Genomic DNA, 23,017 nt, shown 5'->3' with positions numbered 1-23,017 from the left:
GCCGATGAACAGGGCGGCCGCGAGGTCCGGCTCCACGTCCCGGTTGCTGCCGGTGTTGTGGGCCGGCCTCGCGGTCGCCGTCGCCGTGGTCGCGGGCGTGCTGGCCGACGCCCTGAGCAGCTCGACGTTCCCACTGCGGATCGCCACGGAGGTGACCCGGTCCGCCATGGACGTGGCCGGGATCGCCTGCGTCGGGATGGGCCTGCTCTCGGCGCTGCTGCGCACCACGGGGGTCGCGGAGCGCGACCACGAGACCCTCGACCGGCGGCTCGACCGTTCGATCGTCGTCGTCGGCGGCGTGTGGGTGGTGGTCGTGTTGTGCGACATCGCCTTCCGGGCCGCCGACGCCTACGACGTGCCGGTCGGCGCTCTCGGTGGCGGCGAGCTCGTGCACTGGGCGACGTCGCTGGCGTCGGGCCGCGGGCTCGTCCTGACGGCGGCATGCGTGCTGGTCGTCGTCGGCTGCGCGACCGCCCGGCTGCTGCGCGCCGACGCCGTCCCGCCGCGCGCGGCGCTCGTCGCGGCACTGCTCGGCCTGCTCACCCCGGCGGTGACGGGCCACGCGGGCACCGCGTCCGACCACGAGCTGGCGGTCATCATGTCGGCGCTGCACGTCGCGGCCGCGTCGGCGTGGGTCGGCGGGCTCGGCGCCGTGCTGGTGTTCCTCGGCGGGCGGCGCGCGCTGCTCGATCCGGTGCTGCCGCGGTTCTCCCGGCTCGCGACGTTCTGCATCGTCGGCGTCGGCGTCACCGGGGTGCTGAACGCGCTGCTGCGCCTGCCCGGGCTCGGCGCCCTGTTCACGACGGGCTACGGCTGGCTGGTCGTCGCCAAGGTCGTGCTGCTCGCGGTGCTCGCGGTGCTCGGCAACGCCGCCCGGGTCCGGCTCGCCACCGGACGGCTCCCGGTGCTGAGGTGGGCCGCGGTGGAGGTGACGGTGATGGCCATGGCCATCGGCGTCGCCGCGGCACTGACCCAGACGGCGTGAACGCCTGCGGTGAGTGGCGATCAGCCCGCCGCGTTCGAGCGGTAGGTCTCCAGCAGCCGCAGCCAGACCTCGCTGATCGTCGGGAACGACGGGACCGCGTGCCACAGCCGCGCCAGCGGCACCTCCCCGACCACGGCGACCGTGGCGGCGTGCACCAGCTCCGCGACGTCCTGCCCGACGAACGTGGCGCCGACGAGCACCTCCCGCTCGGTGTCGACGACCATCGTCGCGCTGCCGGAGTAGCCGTCGGCATGCAGCGACGACCCGGCGACGGCGATGTCGATCTCGACGACGCGCACCGGGAGGCCCGCGTCGCGGGCGCGCGCGGCGGTCAGCCCGACCGACGCGACCTCCGGGTCGGTGAACACGACCTGCGGGACGGCGGCGTGGTCGGCCGTCGCGGAGTGCTCGCCCCACGGCCCGGTGTCGAGCGGCGCGCCCTGCGCGCGGGCGGCGATCGCGGCGCCGACGATCCGCGCCGCGTACTTCCCCATGTGCGTCAAGGGAGCCCGGCCGGTGACGTCGCCCGCGGCGTAGAGCCAGCCGCCCTCGACCCCGTCGACCAGCCCGGAGTCGTCCACGGCCAGCGGCTTGCCGGGTTCGAGGCCGACCGTGTCGACGCCGAGGTCGCCGGTGTTGGGCCGCCTGCCGGTGGCGACGAGCAGCGCGTCGACCTCGACGCGCTCGCCCCCGAGGTGCAGGACGACGGCGCCGCCGGGGCCGGGCGAGACGGCGTCGAGACCCTGGCCGAGCCGGACGTCGATGCCCTCCTCCCGCATCGCGGCCGCGACCCGCTCGCCGGCGGCGGGCTCGGCGGCGGGCAACAACCGCGACCCGACGTCGACGAGCGTGACCCGCGACCCGAGCCGGCAGAACGCCTGCGCCAGCTCGCAGCCGACGACCCCGCCGCCCAGCACCCCGAACCGTGCGGGCACCTCCGACGCGTTCGTGGCCTCCCGGGAACCCCAGGTGCGCACGGAGTCCAGCCCCTCGACGGGCGGCCGGACCGGGACGCTGCCCGTCGCGACGACGACGGCGTGCCGGGCCCGCAGCACCCGGTCACCGACCCGGACGGCCCGCTCGCCGTCGAGCCGTCCGGTGCCGCGGACGACGGTGATGCCCGCGCCCTCGGCCCACTCGACCTGGCTCGCGTCGTCGAGGTCGTGGACGAACTCGTCGCGGCGGGCGAGCACCGCGGCCGGGTCCAGGTCGGCCCGCACCCCGGGCAGCCGCCGGGCCGCGGCGACGGCCTGTCCGGTACGCAGCAGCGCCTTGGACGGGATGCACGCCCAGTACGAGCACTCGCCGCCGACGCGCTCGGCCTCGACCAGGGCGGCAGTCAGCCCGTTACGGACGGCGTAGTCGGCGGCGTTCTCGCCCGTCGGACCGGCCCCGATGACGACGACGTCGAACTCGTCGGCCCCGGCGGTCATCGGACGGCCGCCGCGACGGCATCGGCGATCGGGACGTCGCCGCCGACGACCTCCAGCACCGACCCGGCGCTCGCGGCGGTGTCGAGCAGTGCGGCCAGCACCGCGGCGGTGTCGTCGCGTGTCACCTCGCCGTACCCCACGCTCGGTCCGAGCGTGACCTTGCCGGTGCCGGCGTCGTCGGTCAGCCGGCCGGGCCGCAGGATCGTCCACTCCAGGTCGGTGGCCCGCAGGGCGTCCTCGGCGGCCTTCTTGGCACGCAGGTACGCGACCCACACCTCACCGCGCCCTGGATCGGGCTCGGCGTCGAGGCCCATCGCCGAGACGAGCAGGTAGCGCCGTACCCCGGCGCGGGAGGCGGCGTCGGCCAGCAGCGTGGCCGCGGCCCGGTCGACGGTGTCCTTGCGCGCGGCGCCGCTGCCCGGGCCGGCGCCCGCGGCGAAGACGACCGCGTCGGCGCCGGTCAGGTGCCCGGCGAGCTCGTCGGCGTCCGCCCGTTCGAGATCGAGCACGACGGCCGAGGCACCGGCGGCCGCCACGTCGTCGACGTGGGCGGGGTTGCGCACCACGCCCACGACCTCGTCACCACGCGCGGCCAGCAACGTCGCCAGCCGCAACGCGATCTGTCCATGCCCTCCGGCGATCACGATGCGCACGGCGCGCGACGCTAGTCCCCCTGCGGCGCGGACGCGCGGTCGCGCACCGGCTTGAGCGTCCACACCACCGTGACGGTCGCGCAGTCCTTCCCCTGGCCGTCACGGACCGTGACGTCGACGGTGAACTCCGGGCGCGTGCCCGCGTCCAGCTCGGCCAGCACCTCGGCGGCCGGGCGCGCGAGTACCGCCTCGGCCGTCAGCGGGCCCCTCGCCAGCGCGCGGTAGTGGATCGTCGAGGTGACGACGAGCGGCACCGCTCGCTCGGCCGTCGCGCCGAAGGCGGCGAGCCCGACCGCGCCCGACGCCGTCTCGGCCAGCCCGAAGATCATCGCCGCGTGCGGGCCGCCGACGTGGTTGTGCAGTTCGGGCCGGTCGGGCAGCCGGCAGACCGCGCGCGTCGCCTCGACCTCGTCGACCACGACGCCGCTGCTGTGCACCCACGGGACGCCGCTGTCCAGCGCGTCGGCCACCCAGTCGAAGTCGCTCACACGGCGGCATATTACTGGCTGGTAAGGCTGGTAGGTTCCCTCCACCGAAACGGACATAAGGGGAGCCGGGAGATGACCGCTACGGCGTCCGCCGCTCCGAGCGTCGCCCGGATGTTCCACGACCGGGTCCACGCCTCGGCCGACCGCGAGGCCTTCCGCGTCCCCGAGTCCGACGGCACCTGGCGCGCGATCACCTGGGGCGAGACGGGCGAACGCGTCGGCCGGCTCGCGGCGGGGCTCATCGCGCTCGGTGTCGAGGCGGGCGACCGCGTCGCGATCATGGCCGGCACCCGCTACGAGTGGATCGTCGCCGACCTCGCCATCATGTGCGCGGGCGCGGCGACCACGACCGTCTACCCGACGACGGGCGCGCCCGACGTCGCGTTCATCCTGGCCGACTCCGGCAGCCGCGTCGTGTTCGCCGAGGACGAGACCCAGGTCGCGAAGCTGCGTGCGCACCGCGACGAGCTGCCCGACGTCGGCGTCGTCGTGCTCCTCGACGGCACCCCCGAGGACGACGACGACTGGGTGATCACGGTCACCGACCTCGCCGCCCGCGGCCGGGCGCTCACCGAGACCTCGCCCGACGCCGTGGCCGACCGCATCGACGGCATCTCCCCCGACGACCTGGCCACGCTGATCTACACCTCCGGCACAACCGGCCGCCCGAAGGGAGTGCGGCTGCCGCAGAAGGCCTGGACCTATCAGGGCGACGCGCTCACCAAGCTCGACCTGTGCCGTCCCGACGACCTGCAGTACCTGTGGCTCCCGCTCGCCCACTCGTTCGGCAAGGTCCTGCTCGCGGCACAGCTCGCGATCGGCTTCACCACGGCGGTCGACGGGCGCGTCGACCGGATCGTCGAGAACATGGCGGTCGTGCGGCCGACGATGATGGCCGCCGCACCCCGCATCTTCGAGAAGGCGCACGCCCGCATCGTCACCACGATCGCCGCCGAGGGCGGGCCGAAGGCCACGCTGTTCACCTGGGCGATGTCGGTGGGCCGCAAGGTGAGCGACCTGAAGCTGGCCGGCAGGCGCGTGCCGCCGCTGCTCGCCGCGCAGCACCGGCTGGCCGACGCGCTGGTCCTGTCGAAGATCCGCGCCCGCTTCGGCGGCCGGGTCCGCTTCTTCATCTCCGGTTCCGCGGCACTGGCCCCGGACCTCGCGCACTGGTTCCACGCAGCCGGCGTCCTCATCCTCGAGGGCTACGGGATGACCGAGAACGCGGCGGGCGGGGCGGTCAACGAGCTGAGCCGGTACCGGATCGGCACGGTCGGACACCCGTTGCCCGGCACGGAGATCACGATCGCCGACGACGGTGAGGTCCTGCTGCGCAGCCCCAGCGTCATGACCGGCTACCACAACCTGCCCGACCAGACCGCCGAGGCGCTCGACGCCGACGGCTTCCTGCACACCGGCGACATCGGCGAGCTCGACGCCGACGGCTACCTGAAGATCACCGACCGCAAGAAGGACCTGTTCAAGACCTCCGGCGGCAAGTACGTCGCGCCACAGCCGATCGAGGGCCGGCTGCTGGCGGTGTGCCCGTACGTCAGCCAGGCCGTCGTGCACGGCGACGGACGCAACTACTGCACGGCCCTGCTCACCCTCGACGCCGACGCGCTGCGCGGCTGGGCCGCGAACAACGGGCTGGCGGGCCGCGAGCACGCGGAGCTGGTCGCGTCGCCCGAGGTGCACGCACTCGTGCAGGGCTACGTCGACGAGCTCAACGCGAAGCTCAACCGCTGGGAGACGATCAAGAAGTTCACGATCCTCGACCGCGAGCTCACCGTCGACGACGGCGAGCTGACGCCGAGCATGAAAATCCGGCGCAAGGACGTCGAGCGGCTCCACCGCGACGCGCTGGACGCCCTCTACGAGAGCTGACGCCCGGCCGACCTGCGTGTCCTCGACCTGCGCCGGTTGATCGCGTCCCCAATAGGAGCATAAGCTCGTATTTCTTTCGAGCAGCCCGGCTGATCGCGACGAGGAGAGTGCACGAATGAGCGACGAGAAGGTCGTGGCCGCCCTGCGGGCGGCGTTCACCGGATACGAGAAGAACGACTTCGGCCCGATGATCGGCCTGCTCGCCGACGACTTCCGGTTCGAGATGTCGGACTCGCTGCCCTACGGCGGGGTGTTCACCGGGCGCGCGGAGTTCGAGGGCTGGTGGGCCCACGTCAACGCGAAGTGGCAGTACTTCCGCTACGAGGCGCACGAGATCGCCGAGGCGGGCGACACCATCGCCGTCCCGGTGCGGACCGACGCGCTCTCGCCCGACGGCATCCGCATGCAGAACGAGCACATGTTCCTGTTCACGGTGCACGACGGACAGATCGTCTTCTGCCGGCTCTACGCCGACACCGCACGCGGCCGCGACGTGATGGCGGGCAGGGAGCCGCAACGGTTCGCGCGTTCCACCTCCTGATCACCCGCCCCCTGGATCTTCAGGGGTGCACCCAGGCCCGGCCGACCTCGTCGCGCCGGGCCCTTTGCGTCTCCACACCATCGGTGAACTGGGCAAACACCACTTTGCGGCCCCGCGACGGCGGGCAGGTGTCTCATGCCCGATCAGTCCGTTTTCTCGCTCCGTGGAATCCGACCCCTTGTGACGTGCTGCACGCCGCAATGGAATCGGGGCCAGTCCCCGAGACCAAGGGAGGTACGGGCGTGAAGGCCGTCCGGGTGCACGAGTACCACTCCGACCCGAAGATCGACGACATCCCCGAGCCCACGCTGCAGGGACCCCTCGACGTCATCGTCAAGATCGGTGGCGCAGGGGTCTGCCGGACCGACCTGCACATCATCAACGGCGACTGGGCCGAGGCCATGGGCCCCGAGCTGCCGTACGTGATCGGCCACGAGAACGCCGGCTGGGTAGAGGCCGTCGGCGAGGGTGTCACCAACGTCGCCGTGGGCGACACCGTCATCCTGCATCCGCAGCCGTCGTGCGGGCTGTGCCTGCCCTGCCGGCGCGGTCGCGACATGCAGTGCGAGAACGCGTTCTTCCCCGGCCTGTCGAACAACGACGGCGGCATGGCGGAGTACCTGCGCACCACCGCGCGGGCCTGCATCAAGCTCGACCCGAGCACCAACCCGGCCGACGTCGCCGCACTGGCCGACGCCGGCATCACCGCCTACCACGCGGTCCGCAAGGCGGTGCCGGACCTCTACCCCGGCACCACAGCCGTCGTGCAGGGTGCGGGCGGCCTCGGCCACATCGCCATCCAGGCGCTCGCGGCCATCACCGGCACCCGGATCGTCGTCGTCGACAGGAACCCCGACGCGCTCGCCCTCGCGAAGCAGATCGGTGCCGACGAGACCGTCCTCGCCGACGGCAACCAGGTCGATGCCGTCAAGGACATCACCAACGGGCGCGGCGGCGACGTGGTGTTCGACTTCGTCGCCGAGCAGGGCGCCGAGCTCGACGCCTGGCAGATGACCGCGCCCGCCGGTTCGCAGTACATCCTGGGCTACGGCGGCACGTTCACCGCGCCGACGCTCGACTTCGTCGGCGGCGAGAAGAACGTCATCGGCAACATCGTCGGGACCTACGCCGACCTGACCGAGCTGATGGTCCTGGCCCAGGCGGGCAAGGTCACGCTGCACACCAAGAAGTACCCGCTCGATGCGGCGCTCGACGCGCTGCACGACCTCGACGCCGGTCGTGTCCGCGGCCGGGCGATCCTCGTTCCGTGAACTCCTGACCAGCGGCAAACCCAGCGCTGACGCTGAGAGGAAAGGACCACCACACATGTACGAGAAGGATGGCGAGAAGTACTTCGTCGTCGACTCACACAGTCACTTCTGGGACGCGTCCAAGGAGAACTGGGTCGAGGGCAAGGAGCAGTACGCCAAGGGTTGGATCGACTGCTTCTACGGCTACCACCAGCTCGGTCCGCCCGAGACCCACTGGGACTGGGAGAAGTACCTCAAGGTCACGCCCGAGGACTTCGAGCGCGACATGTTCATCGAGGGCCACGTCGACTACGCGATCTTCCAGTCGACGTACCTCAAGGAGTGGTACAAGGACGGCTTCAACACCGCCGACCAGAACGCCGCGCTCCTCGAGCGCTGGGGCGACAAGCTGATCGTCAACGGTCGCTTCGACCCGCGTGAGGGCGACGCCGGGCTCCGGCAGCTCGAGGCGGACGTCGCGAAGTACAAGCACAAGGGCGTCAAGCTCTACACCGCGGAGTGGAACGGCGACTCCCGCGGCTACAAGCTGACCGACCCGGAGGCCTACCGCTTCCTGCAGGCCGCGCAGGACCTGGGCGTCAAGAACGTCCACGTCCACAAGGGCCCGACGATCTGGCCGCTCGACAAGGACGCGTTCGACGTCGCCGACGTCGACCACGCCGCGACCGACTTCCAGGGCCTCAACTTCATCGTCGAGCACGTCGGCCTCCCGCGCATCGAGGACTTCTGCTTCATGGCGGTGCAGGAGCCCAACGTCTACGCCGGCCTGTCGGTCGTCGTCGGCGGCCTGATGCACGCCCGTCCCAAGTTCTTCGCCAAGGTCATGGGCGAGCTGCTGTTCTGGGTCGGCGAGGACAAGATGCTCTTCGGTGGCGACTACAACATCTGGACGCCGAAGTGGCAGGTCGAGGGCCTGGTCGACTGGCAGATGCCCGACGACGACCAGTTCGCCGACTACCCGCGCCTCACCACCGCGTCGAAGAAGAAGATCCTCGGCCTCAACGCCGCCAAGCTGTACGACATCCCCGTCCCGGCCGAGCTCCAGCTGCCGACCGAGGCCGGCGAGAGCATGCAGCCGGGCGAGGAGCTCGTCGAGGGCACGGCGGGTGCGCAGGCATGATCCGCGCTGACGTGCTCGTCCCCGCGGAGGCGCAATGATTACTGCCCCTGAGGGGGTCTCGCCCGAGATCTGGGCCGCGTTGGACACGGTGCTCGACCCGGAACTCGACGAGCCCATCACCGGACTCGACTTCGTCGAGTCGTGCACCGTGTCCCACGGGCCCGACGGGGACGTCGTCTCCGTGGGGCTTCGGTTGCCCACGTTCTTCTGTGCGCCGAACTTCTCGTTCCTGATGGTCGCCGACGCGTACGACGCGGTGTCGGCGGTCCCGGGAGTGGCGCGCGCAGAGGTGACGCTGGCCGACCACCACGCGTCCGAGGAGATCAACGGCGGGGTCGCGGCACACGCGGGCTTCGTCGGGACCTTCACCGGGGAGGCGACGGCGGAGCTCGACGAGCTGCGCCGCACGTTCCTCACGAAGGCCTCGGTCGCGGGTCAGGACCGGCTCGCGCGACCGTTGGTCGACGCGGGGGCGGGACCCGACGAGCTGGCGTCGGCGACGCTGGGTGAACTTCCCGAGTCCGACGAGCTGACCCGGCTGCGCCGGCGACGCGCGGCGATCGGGCTGCCCTACGACGACGACGCACCGCTGCTCGTGCATCCCGACGGCAGCAGGGTGACCTCGGAACAGGTGCCGCTGCACCTGCGCCGGGCCCGGCTGCAGCGCGTCGGGATCGAGACGAACGGCGAGTACTGCAAGAGCCTCCTGGCTCTCCGGTACGCACCCGGGGCGGCCACCGCGCCCTGAGGGTGACGAGGAACGGCCCCGGTCAAGCCTGACCGGGGCCGTTTCCGTATTGCCCGGTCACCCGGCTCCTCCTGTGCGCGCGGCGCCCGCGCGACGGCGCACCCGGCGGCTAGGGTCGGAGGCGTGGACGTCCGCGCGCTGGTGTTCGACGTGTTCGGGACGGTCGTCGACTGGCGCTCCGGCGTCGCGCGGGAGGTGGCGCGGCTACTGCCCGACGTCGACGACCCGCACGAACTGGCCGACGACTGGCGCGGCCGCTACCAGCCCTCGATGGAGGAGGTCCGCAGCGAGCGCCGCCCCTGGACGATCCTCGACGTCCTGCATCGCGAGTCCCTCGACGCGCTGCTCGCCGAGCGCGGCCTCGACCCGCCCGACACCGTCCGCGCGGAGCTGGTGCTGGCCTGGCATCGCCTCGACCCCTGGCCCGACGCCGTCGAGGGACTGACCCGGCTCAAGGCCCGCTTCACGATCGGCCCGATGTCCAACGGCAACGTCGCGCTGTTGGTCGACATGGCCAAGCGGGCCGGGCTGCCGTGGGACGTCGTCCTCGGCGCCGAGGTGGCCCGGCACTACAAGCCCGATCCCGGCGCCTACGACTCCGCGCCCGCGCTGCTGGCCCTGCGTCCGGAGCAGGTGGGCATGGTCGCGGCGCACGTCGACGACCTGGTCGCCGCCCGCGCCCGCGGCCTCACGACGTTCTACGTCCACCGGCCCGACGAGTTCGGCGGCCGCGTCGTCCCGCCCGCGACCGACCCGGACGCCGCCCTCACGGTGTCCTCGTTCACGGAGCTGGCCGACCTCCTGTGAGCGGCGATCGTCGCCCGGGCGACTATCGCCGCTCACGACGCGCCGTCAGGACGCGGAACAGGTTCTCCAGGCGGTAGCCACCGTCGTCCTGCCGGAACCGCGCCATGCCCTCCAGGACCGCGGTGCGCACGCCGCCGGGGCCCGCGCGGCGCGCGGCCGTGCGGCCCATCGCGGAGTCGATCACGGGGCCGGCCAGCTCGTCGTCGTCGGCGTAGTCGAACGGGCACACGACCTCCTCGACCGCGTCCACCCGCAGACCCGCCATGTCGACGAGCTTGGCCAGCCGGTCGGGCTCGGTCAGCGGCGGCGGTCCGCCCGGCCGGGGCGGGCGCGGCGGCAGCAGCCCGGCGAGCGCGTCGCCGAACGCACGCACGTCGCACTCCTCCTCCCGGCCCCACACCGTCACGACGACCGTCCCGGACGGCCGCACGACCCGCGCCGCCTCCCGCAGGGCCGCCAGCGGGTTGGCGACGTGGGTCAGCACCTGCACGAGCACGACCGCGTCGACCGACGAGGCCGGGACCGCGAGATCGTGTGCGTCGCCGACGGCGAAGGAGCCCTCCGGCACCCGCCGGGCGGCCGCCGCGACCGCGCCGGTATCGACGTCGAGCCCCGTGACGGCGTGCCCGCGGTCGACCGCCGCGCGGGCGAACTCCCCTGCGCCGCAACCGACGTCGAGCACCGTCGCACCCGCGGGCAGGGCGTCGAGCACCCGCGCGTACAACGGCGTTCCCCAGCCCTGCGGCCCGTCCGACATACCGCCGAACCTAGCCCCAGACGTCGCGCGCCACGTCGGCGATCAGCCGCAGCTTCGCAACCTGCTCGTCGTAGGTGAGGACGTTGCCCTCGACCGTCGAGGAGAACCCGCACTGCGGCGAGAGGCACAGCTGGTCCAGCGGGACGTACTTGGCCGCCTCGTCGATGCGCCGCTTGAGGTCGTCGGGGTTCTCCAGCGCGCCGCGCTTGCTCGTGACGAGCCCCAGCACCACCCGCTTGCCCGGCGGGACGAAGCGCAGCGGCTCGAACCCGCCCGAACGCTCGTCGTCGAACTCGCAGAAGAAGCCGTCGACGTCCAGCTCGCCGAACAACGCCTCGGCGACGTAGTCGTACCCGCCCTCGGCCGCCCAGCTGGAGCGGTAGTTGCCGCGGCACATGTGGGTGGTGATCCGCATGCCCTCGGGCCGGCCGGCGACGGCGGCGTTGATCTGACGGATGTAGCGCAGGTGGTCGGCGTCCCCGTGGGCGGCGCGTTCGGCGGGGTCGTTGAGGTAGGCGAGGCTCGTGTCGTCGAGCTGCAGGTAGCGGCAGCCCAGCTCCCCGACCGCCGCGATCTCGGCGGCGTACGCCGCGGAGAGGTCGGCCCAGAACTCCTCGATGTCGGGGTACACCGAGCGGTCGATCGCGGCCGTCCCGCCGCGGTAGTGGACCATGCTCGGCGACGGGATCGTCAGCTTCGCGGTGGTGGTCGTCGTGAGGCCGGCGAGGAAGCGGAAGTCGTCGGCGAAGATGGGCTCGTCGAGGCGGACCTTCCCGTCGATCGCCAGCCCGGCCGAGGTGAACGCGCCCTCGCCCTCGGCGTTGACCATGCGGACCCGGATCCGCTCGTCGGTCTTGGAGATGCCGCCGAGCCGGTAGATGAAGTCCATGTGCCAGGACGTGCGGCGGAACTCGCCGTCGGTCGCCGTCTGCAGCCCGACGTCCTCCTGCATCGCGACGACGTCGCGGATCGCGGCGTCCTCCACCGCGCGCAGGCCCGCGTCGTCGAGCCGGCCGGCGGCGTGGTCGTCACGGGCCTCGAGCAGGGCGCGTGGGCGAAGCAGGCTGCCGACGTGATCGGCCCGGAAGGGAGGCTCGGCCAACGATGTCATGACCGGCACGCTAGCGCCGGTGCGTGAGGTCGCGCTGCAGCCGTTTTCGTTGGATGGAAGGCTCGTCCGCGTGCAGATCGGCATCGTGACCTTCCTGACCGACTACGGCGTCGAGCCGGTGGACCTCGCCCGCGCGGTCGAGGAGCGTGGCTTCGAGTCCCTCTTCCTCACCGAGCACACCCACATCCCCACCTCGCGAGAGTCGCCGTGGCCCGGCGGGGGTGACCTGCCGGAGCGCTACTCCCACACCTACGACCCGTTCGTCGCCATCGGTGCGATGGCCACGGTGACGGAACGGATCGTGCTCGGCACGGCCGTCTCGCTCATCAACCAGCACCACCCCCTCAACCTCGCCAAGCAGGTCGCGAGCGTCGACCGGATCGCGAAGGGCCGCTTCGAGTTCGGCGTCGGGCCGGGCTGGAACCGCGAGGAGATGGCCAACCACGGCGTCGACCCGCGCAGCCGCACCGCGCGGATGCTGGAGATGCTCGAGGCGCTGAAGGCCGTCTGGACCATGGACGAGGCCGAGTACCACGGCAAGTTCGTCGACTTCGACCCGATCTGGTCCTGGCCCAAGCCGACGCGGGTGCCCCCGATCCTGATCGGCGGCGGCGGCCCCTCGGTGCTCGACCGCGTCCTCGACCACGGCGACGGCTGGATCCCGCTGCGGGTACCGGTCGACGGCCTCGTCGAGTTCGGCGAACGGGTCAAGGAGCTGCAGCGCCGCGCGGCCGACGCGGGCCGCGGCCACATCCCGGTGACGATGTACGGCGGCGCGAAGCGGGCCGACGCGCTGCGCGGCTACGCCGACAACGGCGTCGACCGCGTGCTCTTCGAGCTCGCCGACCACAGCGGCCCCGGCGCGCGCGACGCGGCGCTGGCCGAGCTGGACGAGCTCGCCGCACTGGGCGGCTGACTCGGGCAGGGGTGTGGGCGGCCGGCTCAGGGGGCGTGCGCGGCGCCCGACCCCACCACCAGCGCGCGTGACGCCCGCACCGCCGCGACCCGGACCGCGTCCTCGAGGTCCCAGCGCCGGGCGCCGAAGTCCGAGCGCGCCACCACGACGCCGATCGCGGCCGACGTGTCGCCGCCCGGCCCGCGCACCGGCACCGCGACCCCGGCGACGCCGCGCTCGTACTCCTCGACCTCGACGGCCGCCCCCGCCGAGCGGATGCGCATCAGCTCGCGGTCGAGCGCACGCCGGTCGGGCAGCGTGCGGCGGGTGCTGCGGGCCAGGCCCCCGTGCGCGACGACGGCGGCCAACCGCGGGCCGTCCAGGCCGGCGAGGAGCACCTTCCCGCCCGCCGTGGCGTGCGCGGGGACGGGTTCGCCCGCGCGCAGCCCCGGCCCGGGATGGGCACCGCACTGCTCGACGTGCGCGATCACGACGTCGACGTCGCGGAACGTCGCGAGGTACGACGCGGCGCGGGCGTCGGCGTGCAGCTCCTGCAGGATCGCGACGACCGCCGGGTGGGGCGCGACCTGCGCCGTCAGTACGGCGTGCAGCTCCGCGACGCGGTAGCCGAGCCCGTAGCCGCGCACGTCCTGCATCCGGACGAGGTAGCCCTCCTCGACCAGCGTGGCGAGCACCCGGTAGATCGTCGGGAGCGGGCTGCCGAGCCTGCGCGCGATCGCCTTGGCGGTGACCCCGTCGCCCGCCGCGGCCACGGCGTCGACCACGCGCAACGCGCGCAGCACGGAGCTGCCGGCGCTCGCCTCCTCACGTGCCACGACTGACAGTCTCGGATACCCGGACGGCCCGCGCATTGCGCCGATCGGGGGTCACGTGACCCGGAACACCCGCATCTGCAGGGCGAGCGTCGCGTAGTAGCCGACGAGTGTCGTCAGCTCGAACAGATCGGCCTCACCCAACGTCGAGACCGCCGCCGTGTACTGCTCGTCGTCGAGGTCCCCGGTGCTGACGAGCGCCCGGGCCGTGGCCAGCACGCAGGCCTCGCGGGGGTCGTCGAGCACGGGACCGTCGAACGCCGGGCCCTTGGCGCGCAGCGCGGCGAGCTCGGCGTCGGCGAGCCCGGCGGTACGGCCGGCCGCCTCGTGCGCGTGCTGCTCGAACGCCGACTCCCAGTGCGCGGCGACGACCAGGATCGCCATCTCGCGCTCCCTGCCGCTGAGGGACCCGCGATAGCGGATGCCGGCGCCGAGGCGCTGCAGCGCGTCGCCGATCCCGGGCGCCCGCAGCATGGCTTCGAACGGGCCGCGCAGCGCGCCGGACTCGTCGGTGATCGGCGCGGCCGCCGTGGAGCCCGGTCCCCGGCGTGAGCTGACGATCTCCTCGTACAGCCGTTTCTGCTCGTCGTCCATGTCGGCGGGGCGCAGGCCGGTGAGTCGCGACAAGGTGTCTCCTTCGCTCGCGGGGTGTGGCGCCCAGCATCGCTCACGACGGCACGCTGCGACGCCCCCTTCCGAGAGCCCGGACGGCCTATCGTGGGCGCCGTGACCGCGAACCAGGATCCGGACGCCACGCTGCGCCACCGCATCAACGAGCTCGTCGAGGAGGAGCACCGGCTCGAGCGCGCGCACATCGGCAAGGCGCTCGACGGCGACGAGAAGGCGCGGCTCGACGCGCTGGCCGTCGAGCTCGACCGGCTGTGGGACCTGTTGCGTCAGCGCGACGCGCGGCGCCGTGCGGGTCTCGACGTCGACGCGGCGGAGGAGCGGTCGGCGTCCGTCGTCGAGGGATACCGTCAGTAGCCCGTCCCGGCACCGAGCCGGCCACACACCGAGCCGCACACACCGAGCCGACCTGCACCGTGACCGCCGCGATCACCCCGACGACGCGCGAGGCGCTCGCCCGGCGCATCGCCGACCTCGCCCTAGCCCGGCCCGGACGGGTCCGCGTCGCGGTCGACGGCCCGCCCCCCACCGCGCCGGTCGAGCTCGCCGAGGCGGTCGCCGAGCTCCTGCGCGCCGCGGGCCGGCCGCCGCTCGTCGCCGACGCGCGCGACTGGCTGCGGCCGGCGTCGGTCCGGCTCGAGTACGGGCGCACCGACGTCGACATGTTCCTCGACGGCTGGCTCGACGAGGGCGCGCTGCGCCGCGAGCTGCTCGGCCCCGCGGGCGCGGACGGCTCGGGCCGGGTGCTGCGCCGCTTCCACGACGCGGGGCGCGACCGCGCCTTCCGCGACGACTACACGACGCTCGCGGCGGACGCGGTCGTCGTGCTCGCGGGTGAGCTGCTGCTGGGCCGGGGCCTGCCGTTCGACCTGCGGGTGCACCTGCGGATGTCGACCGCGGCGCTGGGCCGCAGGCTGCCCGCCGACCTCGGGTGGACCCTGCCGGCACACGAGCGTTACGAGACGGAGAGGTCCCCCGGGAAGGAGGCGGACCTACTGGTGCTCTCGGATCATCCGGAGCGGCCCGCCATCCGGTCCTGACAGACCACGACCGTGGTCGGAAGACATCGGATGGGGGCGAAGATGCGTTGTGGGCGAGGAGGGAGTTGAACCCTCACGTCCTTTCGGACACACGGACCTGAACCGTGCGCGTCTGCCATTCCGCCACTCGCCCGAGCGACTCGCAGAAGTTAGCACGACCCCCCGAAGGCCCTCCCGCCGGGCCCCCCGGACGTCGATCACCGGGCACACTCGCGGTCGGTCACGATGGGGTCACGAGGCCGCGCCGCGGCGTCGGGTTAGCACAGTTACGATCGGGCACACAGAGAACACGCCGATGCGATCGGAGGAAGATCGGTTGGGCCGCGTCGAGCGATTCGAGCGCCGTCTGCAAGGGATGGTGGGCGACGCGTTCGCGCGGGTCTTCGGAGGCAGTGTCGTTCCCCAAGAGGTCGCACAAGCACTGCTGAGGGAAGCCGAGGACAACATCGAGCAGCTCGCGGGAGGGCGTCGCCTCGCGCCCAACCGGTACGTCGTGCAGCTCGGACCGTCCGATATCGAACGCATGGCCGGCGACGAAGGCCACATCGAGGAATCGCTGTCCGGCTACGTCACCGCACAACTCGCCGACCAGGGATGGGACACCTACGGCGACGTCGTAGTCTTGCTGGAGCGCTCCGAGGCGCTGCACACGGGACAGTTCCGCACCCGCTCGTCAGTGGACCCCGACGCTTCCCGTCGGCCCACGCGGGCACGCAACGCAGGAGAAGCACCCATGAGCCAGCAACCGGGCCACCCCGAGGAGAACGGGCAGTACGGCTACGACCGTGGTGCCCCCGGCTACGGTCAGCAGACCTACGCCCCGCCGCAGGGTTACGACCAGCAAGGCGGTGGTCGTGAGAACTACGGCCAGTACGACCAGCAGGGCGGCGGCTACCCCCAGGGTGGTGGCGGCGGCTACGACCAGGGCTACGGCCAGCAGCAGGGCGGCTACCAGCAGGGTGGCTACGACCAGGGCTACGGCCAGCCCCAGGGCGGCGGGTACCAGCAGGGCGGGTACGACCCGGGCTACGGCCAGCAGCAGGGTGGCTACGACCAGGGCTACGGTCAGCCCCAGGGCGGCGGCTACCAGCAGGGTGGCTACGACCAGGGCTACCAGCAGGGCGGCTACCAGCAGGGCGGGTACGACCAGGGCTACCAGCAGCAGGGCGGGTACGACCAGGGCTACCAGCAGCAGGGTGGCTACGACCAGGGCTACGGCCAGCAGGGCTACGGCGGCTACCAGCAGCTGCAGGCCTCGCTCAGCCTCGAGGACGGCTCGGGTCGCAACTACCAGCTGACCGAGGGCACCCACGTCGTCGGCCGGGGCCAGGAGTCGCACTTCCGGCTGCCCGACACCGGTGTCTCGCGCCGGCACCTGGAGATCAGCTGGGACGGCCACAACGCCACCCTGTCCGACCTCGGGTCGACCAACGGCACCACGGTCAACGGCAGCCCGGTGCAGAGCTGCCAGCTGACCGACGGCGACGTGATCCGCGTCGGCCACTCGAGCCTCGTCTTCCGGGCGCACGGCTGACGTCTCGTCGCCCGTCGCGGCGGGAACGAGGAGAACAGAGCGGAGAGCACGGCACGTGCCCGAGTTGGTGCTGCAGCTGACCAGGGCGGGTTTTCTGGCCCTGCTCTGGCTGTTCGTGCTGTTCGCGCTGCGTGTCGTGCGATCGGATCTGTATGCGGCGTCGGGGCTGCGGGCGATCCTGCCCGGTGGCAGCCGCGCCGCGAAACGGTCCGGTCGGGGTCGCACGGCACGCCAGCTGCTGGTCACGCAAGGGCCGCTCGCCGGCAGCAGGATCACGCTCGACTCGCGGCCGATCCTCATCGGACGCGCCGACGACTCGACGCTCAAGCTCGACGACGACTACGCCTCGACGCGGCACGCCCGCATCGCCCCGCAGGGCGAGGACTGGTACGTGGAGGACCTCGGGTCGACGAACGGCACCTACCTGGACCGGGCTAAGGTCACCGGACCCACCCGGGTTCCCCTGGGGGTGCCGGTCCGCATCGGCAAGACCGTGATCGAGCTGCGCTCATGAGACCGCACGAGATCAGCGAGCTGAGCGGCCCGGGCCGTTCCCGCGAGACCTGCGTGCAGGACCGAGAACGTCCGCGCACGTGGGGTCGAGCCGATGGTGCCGACGGAGTCGCAATATGACCCTGGTCCTGCGCTACTCGGCCCGCAGCGACCGCGGGCTGGTCAGGCAGAACAACCAGGACGCGGTGTACGCGGGCCCGCGCCTGCTCGCGCTCGCCGACGGGATGGGCGGCCACGCCGCGGGCGAGGTCGCCTCCTCGCTGGTGATCTCCGCGCTCGCCCCGCTCGACGAGGACGACCCCGGCGACGACCTCCTCGGTCATCTGCGCGACGCCACGTTCCAGGGCAACGCCGCCATCACCCGGCACGTCGCCGAGGCGCCCGACCTCGAGGGCATGGGCACGACGCTGACCGCGATCCTGTTCGCCGGCTCCCGGCTCGGGCTCGTGCACGTCGGCGACTCGCGGTGCTACCAGCTCCGCAACGGCGAGTTCACGCAGATCACGAAGGACGACACCTTCGTCCAGTCGCTGATCGACGAGGGCCGCATCACCGAGGAGGAGGCGCACACGCACCCGCAGCGTTCGCTGCTGCTGCGCGCCATCACCGGCCAGGAGGTCGAGCCCTCGCTGACGATGCGCGAGGCCCGCGCGGGCGACCGGTACCTGCTGTGTTCCGACGGGCTGTCCGGCCCGGTGAGCGACGAGACCCTCGCGCACACGCTGGCCGAGTACTCCGACCCGCGCGAGTGCGCCGACCGGCTCATCGAGCTGGCCCTGCGCGGCGGCGGCCCCGACAACATCACCTGCATCGTGGCCGACGTCGTCGACGTCGACTACGGCGACGTGGCCCCGATCGTCGGCGGCGCGGCCGGCGACGGCAGCGACGACCACCGCCCCGGCCCCGACACCGCGGCCGGCCGGGCGTCGGCGACGACGCTCCCCCGGGTCGCCCCGCGCCGCACGGCCGAGCAGCCCGCCGCCGAGGAGCGCCGCCGCAGGCCCACCCGGCGCATCGTGATCACCGCCGTCGTGGCGGTCGTCGTCGTCGTGGCGGCCGTCCTGCTGGCCCGCACCTGGGTGATGCAGCAGTACTACGTCGGCGCGTCGGCCGACCACGTCGCGATCTACCAGGGCGTGCGCGGCAGCGTGCTCGGCATCCCGCTGCAGCGGGTCTCCGAGACCTCCGACATCGCGCTGTCGGATCTCCCCGAGGACTACCGCAGCCGGGTGCAGGACGGGATCGTCGCGTCCGACGGGATGCCCAGCGCCCAGAGCACCCTGCAGGTGCTGCGCGACAAGCGGCTGCCCGTGTGTCCGCCGCCCACGACGCCCGTCGTTCCCCCGGCCGATCCCAACGGGACCGCGGCACAGCCGCCGGCAGCCCCGACGACGACCCCGCCCGCGGCACCGCCGTCGGGAGCGGCCGTCGTTCCCGAGCAGCCGGTGGCCCCCGACACCCCGTTGCAGTCCGAGACGCCCGTGCCGGGGCAGACCTGCCGGCCGGCGAGCTGATGGCGGCGCCTCCACAGGCACCGGGCAGGGCCCCCGCACCGCCGCTCCCGACGGGGCGCGGGATCGAGCTGTTGCTCCTGGCGTTCGCCGCGGTGATCGTCACCGGCGCGCTCGTGATCGTCGAGGCCAACCAGGAGCAGGAGGTCACGACGACCCTGCTCTGGCTCGGGCTGGCCTACCTCGGGCTGTTCGCCGTGGCGCACCTGGCCGTCCGCCGCTGGGCCCCCTACGCCGACCCGCTGATCCTGCCCTCGGTGGCGCTGCTCAACGGCCTGGGCCTGGTCATGATCCACCGGCTCGACCTGGCGAACGCCGATCGCGCGAGCCTCCTGGGCAACGCCCCGCCGTCGAGCCTGGTGCTTCGTCAGGTCGCCTGGACGGCGATCGGCCTCGCCCTGTTCATGCTGGTGCTGTGGCGCGTCCGCGACCACCGGACACTGGCCCGCTTCGGCTACACCGCCGGTTTCGCCGGCATCATCCTGCTGGCGCTCCCCGGCCTGTTGCCCGCGTCGATCTCGCAGGTCAACGGCGCGAAGCTGTGGATCCGCATCGGTGGCATCGGCATCCAGCCCGGTGAGTTCGCCAAGCTGCTGCTGATCGTGTTCTTCGCGACGTTCCTCGTCCAGAAACGCGAGCTGTTCACCACGGCGGGCCGCCGCTTCCTGGGCATGGAGTTCCCGCGCGCCCGCGACCTCGCGCCGCTGATCGTCGCCTGGGGACTGTCGGTCGGCGTCCTGGTGTTCGAGAGCGACCTGGGGACCTCGCTGCTGTTCTTCGGGATCCTGCTCGTGCTGCTCTACGTGGCGACCGAGCGCATCTCGTGGATGGTCATCGGGCTGGTGTTCTTCGTCGGCGGCGCCGTGCTCGCCTACAACCTGTTCGGCCACGTCCGCGTGCGGGTGCAGGTCTGGCTCGACCCCTTCAGCGACTTCAACGGCAACGGCTACCAGATCGGCCAGGCGCTGTTCGGGCTCGGCACGGGCGGGGTCGGCGGCACCGGTCTGGGCGCGGGCCGCCCCGATCTCGTCCCGTTCGCCGAGAGCGACTTCATGTGGTCCTCGCTCGGCGAGGAGCTCGGCCTGATCGGGCTGGCCTCGATCCTCGTGATCTACCTGGTGCTGATCACCCGCGGCCTGCGCAGCGCGCTGGCGGTCCGCGACAGCTTCGGCAAGCTGCTCGCGACGGGTCTGTCCTACGCCGTCGCGCTGCAGATCTTCGTCGTCATCGGCGGCGTCACCAAGCTCATCCCGCTGACCGGTCTCACGCTCCCGTTCCTGTCCTACGGCGGGTCGTCGCTCGTCGCGAACTACGCGCTGGTCGCACTGCTGCTGCGGATCTCCAACGCGGCCCGCGCCCCGCTGCCGCAGCGGCCGTCGGTACCCCAGGCGCCGCTCGCGCAGGCCGCGACCGAGCTGGTCCAGCGGCCCGCCGCGGCCGACGAGGCGCGGGGGGCACAGGCGTGAACACCCCCGTGCGCAGGGTCGCCATCTCCGTGATGGTGATGATCCTGCTGCTGCTCGCGAACCTGACCTACGTCCAGGTCGTCAAGGCCGGCGACTACCGCAACGACCCGCGCAACCAGCGCGTCCTGCTCGCCGAGTACTCGCGCCAGCGCGGCCAGATCACCGCCGACGGCAAGGTGCTCGCACAGAGCGTCGCGACCGACGACCGGCTGCGCTTCCAGCGCCAGTACCCCAACGGGCCCGCGTTCGCGCCGCTGACCGGCTACTACTCCGTGCTCTACAGCTCGACCGGCATCGAGCGGGCCTCGGACTCCGTCCTCAACGGCACCGACGACCGGCTGTTCGGCCGCAGGCTCTCCGATCTGATCACGGGGCGCGACCCGAGCGGCGGCAACGTCGCACTGACGATCCAGCCGACCGTGCAGCAGGTCGCCTACGACCAGATGACGGCGAAGCACTTCGCCGGCGCCGTCGTCGCGCTGCGGCCGCAGACCGGCGAGATCCTCGCGATGGCCTCGACGCCCTCGTTCGACCCGAACCCGCTGGCGAGCCACAACACGAAGACCCAGCAGGACGCGTGGAAGGCCGACAACGCGGCCGACCCGCCCGTCCTGCCCAACCGGGCGATCTCCGAGACCTATCCGCCGGGCTCGACGTTCAAGCTGATCGACACGGCCGCGGCGCTGCAGAACGGGTACACCCCCGACAGTCCGCTGACCGCCGCGCCGCGGATCACGCTGACCGGCACGAACACCACGCTGGAGAACTTCGACGGCACGCCGTGCGGCACCGGCGCGACCGCGACCCTGCGCGACGCGCTGGCCCGCTCCTGCAACACGGCGTTCGCCACGCTGGCCGGTGCGCTCGGCCCGGACGTCCTGCGCAAGCAGGCCGAGGCGTTCGGCATCGGCACGTCCGGGATGACGATCCCGATGCCCGTCGTCCCGTCGTCGATCGGCGACCTCCCCGACACCGCGGCGCTCGAGCAGTCCGGCATCGGCCAGCGCGACGTGCGGCTCACCCCGCTGCAGAACGCGATGGTCGTCGCCGCGATCGCCAACGGCGGCACGCTGATGGCGCCGCACCTGGTCAAGGAGATCCAGGGCCCCGAGCTCGAGACGATCGACACGACGAAGGCCGACAGGATCGGCCAGGCCGTACCCGCGGGCGTGGCTGCGACGTTGACCGATCTGATGATCGGCTCGGAGAACCGGACCCAGGGCGGCGGCAAGATCGCGGGCGTCCAGATCGCCTCGAAGACGGGCACGGCCGAACACGGCAACGACCCGAAGAACACCCCACCGCACGGGTGGTACGTCGCGTTCGCGCCCGCGCAGAACCCCGTCGTGGCCGTCGCGGTGATCGTCGAGGACGGTGGCGACCGCGCGCTGGAGGCCACGGGCGGATCGATCGCCGCCCCCATCGGACGCGCCGTCATCGCCGAGGCACTGCGGGCGGGCCAGTGACCACGCTCGCCGCCGGCCTGCACATCGCCGATCGCTACCGCCTCGACCGGCGGATCGCCGTCGGCGGCATGGGCGAGGTGTGGGAGGCCTCGGACACCCGGCTCGACCGGGCCGTCGCCGTGAAGGTGCTGCGCCCCGAGCTGTCGGGCGACGAGGAGTTCCTGCACCGCTTCCGGATCGAGGCGCGCACCGTCGCCTCGCTCGACCACTCCGGGATCGCGCTGGTCCACGACTACGGGGAGGACGACGCCGCGCTCGGCGAGCGCCGGACCGCGTACCTGGTCATGGAGCTCGTCCGGGGCGAGCCGCTGTCCAACCGGATCAGCCGCGGCCGCATGGACAGCGACGAGACGCTGCGCATCCTCGAGCACGCCGCCTGGGCCCTCGACGCGGCCCACCAGCGGGGCTTCGTGCACCGCGACGTCAAGCCCGGCAACATCCTGCTGCGCGACGACGGCGTCGTGAAGCTCACCGACTTCGGCATCGCCAAGGCCGCCAACGCCGTGCCGGTCACGCGGTCCGGGATGGTCATGGGCACGGCCCACTACATCGCGCCCGAGCAGGCCAGCGGCGGCGAGGCGGGGCCGGCGGGCGACGTCTACTCGCTGGGGATCGTCGGCTACGAGTGCCTGGCCGGGAAGCGACCGTTCCGCGCCGAGAACCCCGTCGTCGTCGCGATGATGCAGGTGCGCGACGAGCCTCCGCCGCTCCCCGACGACGTGCCCGACGAGGTCCGCCGGCTCATCGAGACCGTGCTGGTCAAGGACCCGGCGCAGCGCTACCGCGACGGTGCCGAGCTGGCGCGCGCGGTCGCCGCCGTGCGCCGCGGGGAGCCGGTGCCACGTCCGTCCGGGGTGGCCGACGACCTCGACCCCGACGGCTCGCCCGCGGCCGGGCCTCGGCAGGCCGGTCGGCGTCCGAGCACCGTCGCGGGCACCGCGGGGTCCGGCGGCCCGCGTTCCGGCGCGGCATCGGCCGGGCCGGGTTCCGGCGCGGCATCGGCCGGGCCCGGACCGGAAGTGGGCGGGCCGGAGTCCGAGGGCACCGCCGAGCCGCAGCGCCGCCGGTCCCGGCGGGCGCGCCGCATGGCCGAGGAGCGCGGGAGCGACGAGGACAGGCGCGCGGCACTCACCGCCGCCGAGGGACGCGTCGCCGCCGCGGCGGGTCGCTGGGCGCGGGCGCGGACCAGGTCCGCGCACCGCGCCGACGGATCGTCCGACGACGCACCCGCCGCCCCGGGCCCCTACCTCGCGGACGTCCGAACCGACACCGGCGACGGAACCGACGCGAGCCGGGCAGCCACCGGCCGCGACAGTGCGGCCGGCCAGGGA

General features: G+C 72.9%; 22 protein-coding genes, 1 tRNA gene and 1 pseudogene. 16 read left to right on the top strand and 8 right to left on the bottom strand.

Annotated elements, in window-relative coordinates:
* Positions 1 to 4: 4 nt before the first annotated feature.
* Positions 5 to 985 carry a copper resistance D family protein gene (locus PSD17_RS05870; protein WP_103381477.1) on the top strand — a complete coding sequence of 327 codons (981 nt, stop codon included), beginning with the start codon at positions 5 to 7 and terminating at the stop codon, positions 983 to 985.
* 20 nt (positions 986 to 1,005) lie between these two features.
* Here PSD17_RS05870 and PSD17_RS05865 read toward each other — a convergent pair whose 3' ends face one another.
* The 3 genes from PSD17_RS05865 to PSD17_RS05855 are packed head-to-tail and all read right to left on the bottom strand — an operon-like array spanning position 1,006 to position 3,559.
* Positions 1,006 to 2,418, bottom strand: coding sequence for a dihydrolipoyl dehydrogenase family protein (locus PSD17_RS05865; RefSeq protein ID WP_013672353.1), 1,413 nt, complete (start codon positions 2,416 to 2,418; stop codon positions 1,006 to 1,008).
* Positions 2,415 to 3,071, bottom strand: coding sequence for an NAD(P)H-binding protein (locus PSD17_RS05860; protein WP_013672352.1), 657 nt, complete (start codon positions 3,069 to 3,071; stop codon positions 2,415 to 2,417). The genes PSD17_RS05865 and PSD17_RS05860 overlap by 4 nt, the downstream gene beginning before the upstream one ends.
* An 11-nt stretch (positions 3,072 to 3,082) precedes the next feature.
* Positions 3,083 to 3,559 (bottom strand): DUF4442 domain-containing protein, encoded by a 477-nt coding sequence (locus PSD17_RS05855; protein ID WP_233899256.1) that lies wholly within the window; start codon positions 3,557 to 3,559, stop codon positions 3,083 to 3,085.
* A gap of 72 nt (positions 3,560 to 3,631) precedes the next feature.
* Here PSD17_RS05855 and PSD17_RS05850 point away from each other — a divergent pair, with 72 nt between their 5' ends.
* The 6 genes from PSD17_RS05850 to PSD17_RS05825 all read left to right on the top strand — a co-directional run bounded on the left by PSD17_RS05850 (position 3,632) and on the right by PSD17_RS05825 (position 9,933).
* Positions 3,632 to 5,446 (top strand): AMP-dependent synthetase/ligase, encoded by a 1,815-nt coding sequence (locus PSD17_RS05850; protein WP_013672350.1) that lies wholly within the window; start codon positions 3,632 to 3,634, stop codon positions 5,444 to 5,446.
* Between the two features lie 115 nt (positions 5,447 to 5,561).
* Positions 5,562 to 5,987: a nuclear transport factor 2 family protein gene (locus PSD17_RS05845; protein WP_013672349.1), complete on the top strand. Its 426-nt coding sequence runs from the start codon at positions 5,562 to 5,564 to the stop codon at positions 5,985 to 5,987.
* Between the two features lie 242 nt (positions 5,988 to 6,229).
* Positions 6,230 to 7,258, top strand: a complete 1,029-nt coding sequence (locus PSD17_RS05840; protein WP_013672348.1) for an NAD(P)-dependent alcohol dehydrogenase — start codon at positions 6,230 to 6,232, stop codon at positions 7,256 to 7,258.
* A gap of 55 nt (positions 7,259 to 7,313) precedes the next feature.
* On the top strand, positions 7,314 to 8,378 hold the full coding sequence (locus PSD17_RS05835) for an amidohydrolase family protein (RefSeq protein ID WP_013672347.1): 1,065 nt from the start codon (positions 7,314 to 7,316) through the stop codon (positions 8,376 to 8,378).
* A gap of 34 nt (positions 8,379 to 8,412) precedes the next feature.
* Positions 8,413 to 9,126, top strand: a complete 714-nt coding sequence (locus PSD17_RS05830; RefSeq protein WP_013672346.1) for an iron-sulfur cluster assembly protein — start codon at positions 8,413 to 8,415, stop codon at positions 9,124 to 9,126.
* A 123-nt stretch (positions 9,127 to 9,249) separates the two neighbouring features.
* The gene (locus PSD17_RS05825) at positions 9,250 to 9,933 is read left to right on the top strand and encodes a haloacid dehalogenase type II (RefSeq protein ID WP_339122020.1); all 684 of its coding nucleotides are present in this window, start codon (positions 9,250 to 9,252) and stop codon (positions 9,931 to 9,933) included.
* 22 nt (positions 9,934 to 9,955) lie between these two features.
* Here the strand turns inward: PSD17_RS05825 and PSD17_RS05820 are convergent, their stop codons facing one another.
* Both PSD17_RS05820 and PSD17_RS05815 read right to left on the bottom strand, forming a co-directional pair.
* On the bottom strand, positions 9,956 to 10,690 hold the full coding sequence (locus tag PSD17_RS05820) for a class I SAM-dependent methyltransferase (RefSeq protein WP_049803268.1): 735 nt from the start codon (positions 10,688 to 10,690) through the stop codon (positions 9,956 to 9,958).
* A gap of 10 nt (positions 10,691 to 10,700) precedes the next feature.
* Complete coding sequence (locus tag PSD17_RS05815) at positions 10,701 to 11,801, bottom strand: 5-methyltetrahydropteroyltriglutamate--homocysteine S-methyltransferase (RefSeq protein ID WP_339122018.1); 1,101 nt, start codon at positions 11,799 to 11,801, stop codon at positions 10,701 to 10,703.
* 70 nt (positions 11,802 to 11,871) lie between these two features.
* Here PSD17_RS05815 and PSD17_RS05810 point away from each other — a divergent pair, with 70 nt between their 5' ends.
* Entirely contained in the window at positions 11,872 to 12,717 is an 846-nt protein-coding gene (locus tag PSD17_RS05810) for an LLM class F420-dependent oxidoreductase (RefSeq protein WP_041760243.1), read from the top strand.
* 26 nt (positions 12,718 to 12,743) lie between these two features.
* Here PSD17_RS05810 and PSD17_RS05805 read toward each other — a convergent pair whose 3' ends face one another.
* Both PSD17_RS05805 and PSD17_RS05800 read right to left on the bottom strand, forming a co-directional pair.
* On the bottom strand, positions 12,744 to 13,532 hold the full coding sequence (locus PSD17_RS05805) for an IclR family transcriptional regulator (RefSeq protein WP_103381483.1): 789 nt from the start codon (positions 13,530 to 13,532) through the stop codon (positions 12,744 to 12,746).
* A gap of 51 nt (positions 13,533 to 13,583) precedes the next feature.
* The gene (locus tag PSD17_RS05800) at positions 13,584 to 14,156 is read right to left on the bottom strand and encodes a carboxymuconolactone decarboxylase family protein (RefSeq protein ID WP_013672341.1); all 573 of its coding nucleotides are present in this window, start codon (positions 14,154 to 14,156) and stop codon (positions 13,584 to 13,586) included.
* 99 nt (positions 14,157 to 14,255) lie between these two features.
* Here PSD17_RS05800 and PSD17_RS05795 point away from each other — a divergent pair, with 99 nt between their 5' ends.
* Together PSD17_RS05795 and PSD17_RS05790 are read left to right on the top strand one after the other, a co-directional pair.
* Positions 14,256 to 14,513, top strand: coding sequence for a DUF2630 family protein (locus PSD17_RS05795; protein WP_041760242.1), 258 nt, complete (start codon positions 14,256 to 14,258; stop codon positions 14,511 to 14,513).
* 59 nt (positions 14,514 to 14,572) lie between these two features.
* The gene (locus tag PSD17_RS05790) at positions 14,573 to 15,196 is read left to right on the top strand and encodes a uridine kinase (RefSeq protein ID WP_103381485.1); all 624 of its coding nucleotides are present in this window, start codon (positions 14,573 to 14,575) and stop codon (positions 15,194 to 15,196) included.
* Between the two features lie 50 nt (positions 15,197 to 15,246).
* Here the strand turns inward: PSD17_RS05790 and PSD17_RS05785 are convergent.
* Positions 15,247 to 15,329: transfer RNA gene (locus tag PSD17_RS05785), tRNA-Leu, on the bottom strand.
* Between the two features lie 183 nt (positions 15,330 to 15,512).
* Here PSD17_RS05785 and PSD17_RS05780 point away from each other — a divergent pair.
* The 6 genes and pseudogenes from PSD17_RS05780 to PSD17_RS05755 form a co-directional block, all read left to right on the top strand.
* Entirely contained in the window at positions 15,513 to 16,730 is a 1,218-nt protein-coding gene (locus tag PSD17_RS05780; protein ID WP_041759142.1) for an FhaA domain-containing protein, read from the top strand.
* Positions 16,731 to 16,785: 55 nt separating this feature from the next.
* Positions 16,786 to 17,244: an FHA domain-containing protein FhaB/FipA gene (locus tag PSD17_RS05775; RefSeq protein ID WP_013672337.1), complete on the top strand. Its 459-nt coding sequence runs from the start codon at positions 16,786 to 16,788 to the stop codon at positions 17,242 to 17,244.
* 115 nt (positions 17,245 to 17,359) lie between these two features.
* Positions 17,360 to 18,757 (top strand): PP2C family protein-serine/threonine phosphatase, encoded by a 1,398-nt coding sequence (locus tag PSD17_RS05770; protein ID WP_339122010.1) that lies wholly within the window; start codon positions 17,360 to 17,362, stop codon positions 18,755 to 18,757.
* On the top strand, positions 18,757 to 20,220 hold the full coding sequence (locus tag PSD17_RS05765) for an FtsW/RodA/SpoVE family cell cycle protein (protein ID WP_013672335.1): 1,464 nt from the start codon (positions 18,757 to 18,759) through the stop codon (positions 20,218 to 20,220). Before PSD17_RS05770 ends, PSD17_RS05765 begins: the two co-directional genes overlap by 1 nt.
* Positions 20,217 to 21,686, top strand: coding sequence for a peptidoglycan D,D-transpeptidase FtsI family protein (locus PSD17_RS05760; protein ID WP_013672334.1), 1,470 nt, complete (start codon positions 20,217 to 20,219; stop codon positions 21,684 to 21,686). Before PSD17_RS05765 ends, PSD17_RS05760 begins: the two co-directional genes overlap by 4 nt.
* Positions 21,683 to 22,699 (top strand): annotated as a pseudogene (locus PSD17_RS05755) (serine/threonine-protein kinase); the annotation flags it as partial. The gene PSD17_RS05760 and the pseudogene PSD17_RS05755, both read left to right, overlap by 4 nt.
* Positions 22,700 to 23,017 lie beyond the last annotated feature (318 nt).

Source organism: Pseudonocardia sp. D17 (assembly GCF_036984265.1).
Taxonomy (GTDB): domain Bacteria; phylum Actinomycetota; class Actinomycetes; order Mycobacteriales; family Pseudonocardiaceae; genus Pseudonocardia; species Pseudonocardia benzenivorans.
The sequence above is the reverse complement of the archived record's forward strand: the minus strand, read 5'-3'. Positions and strand labels throughout refer to the sequence as shown.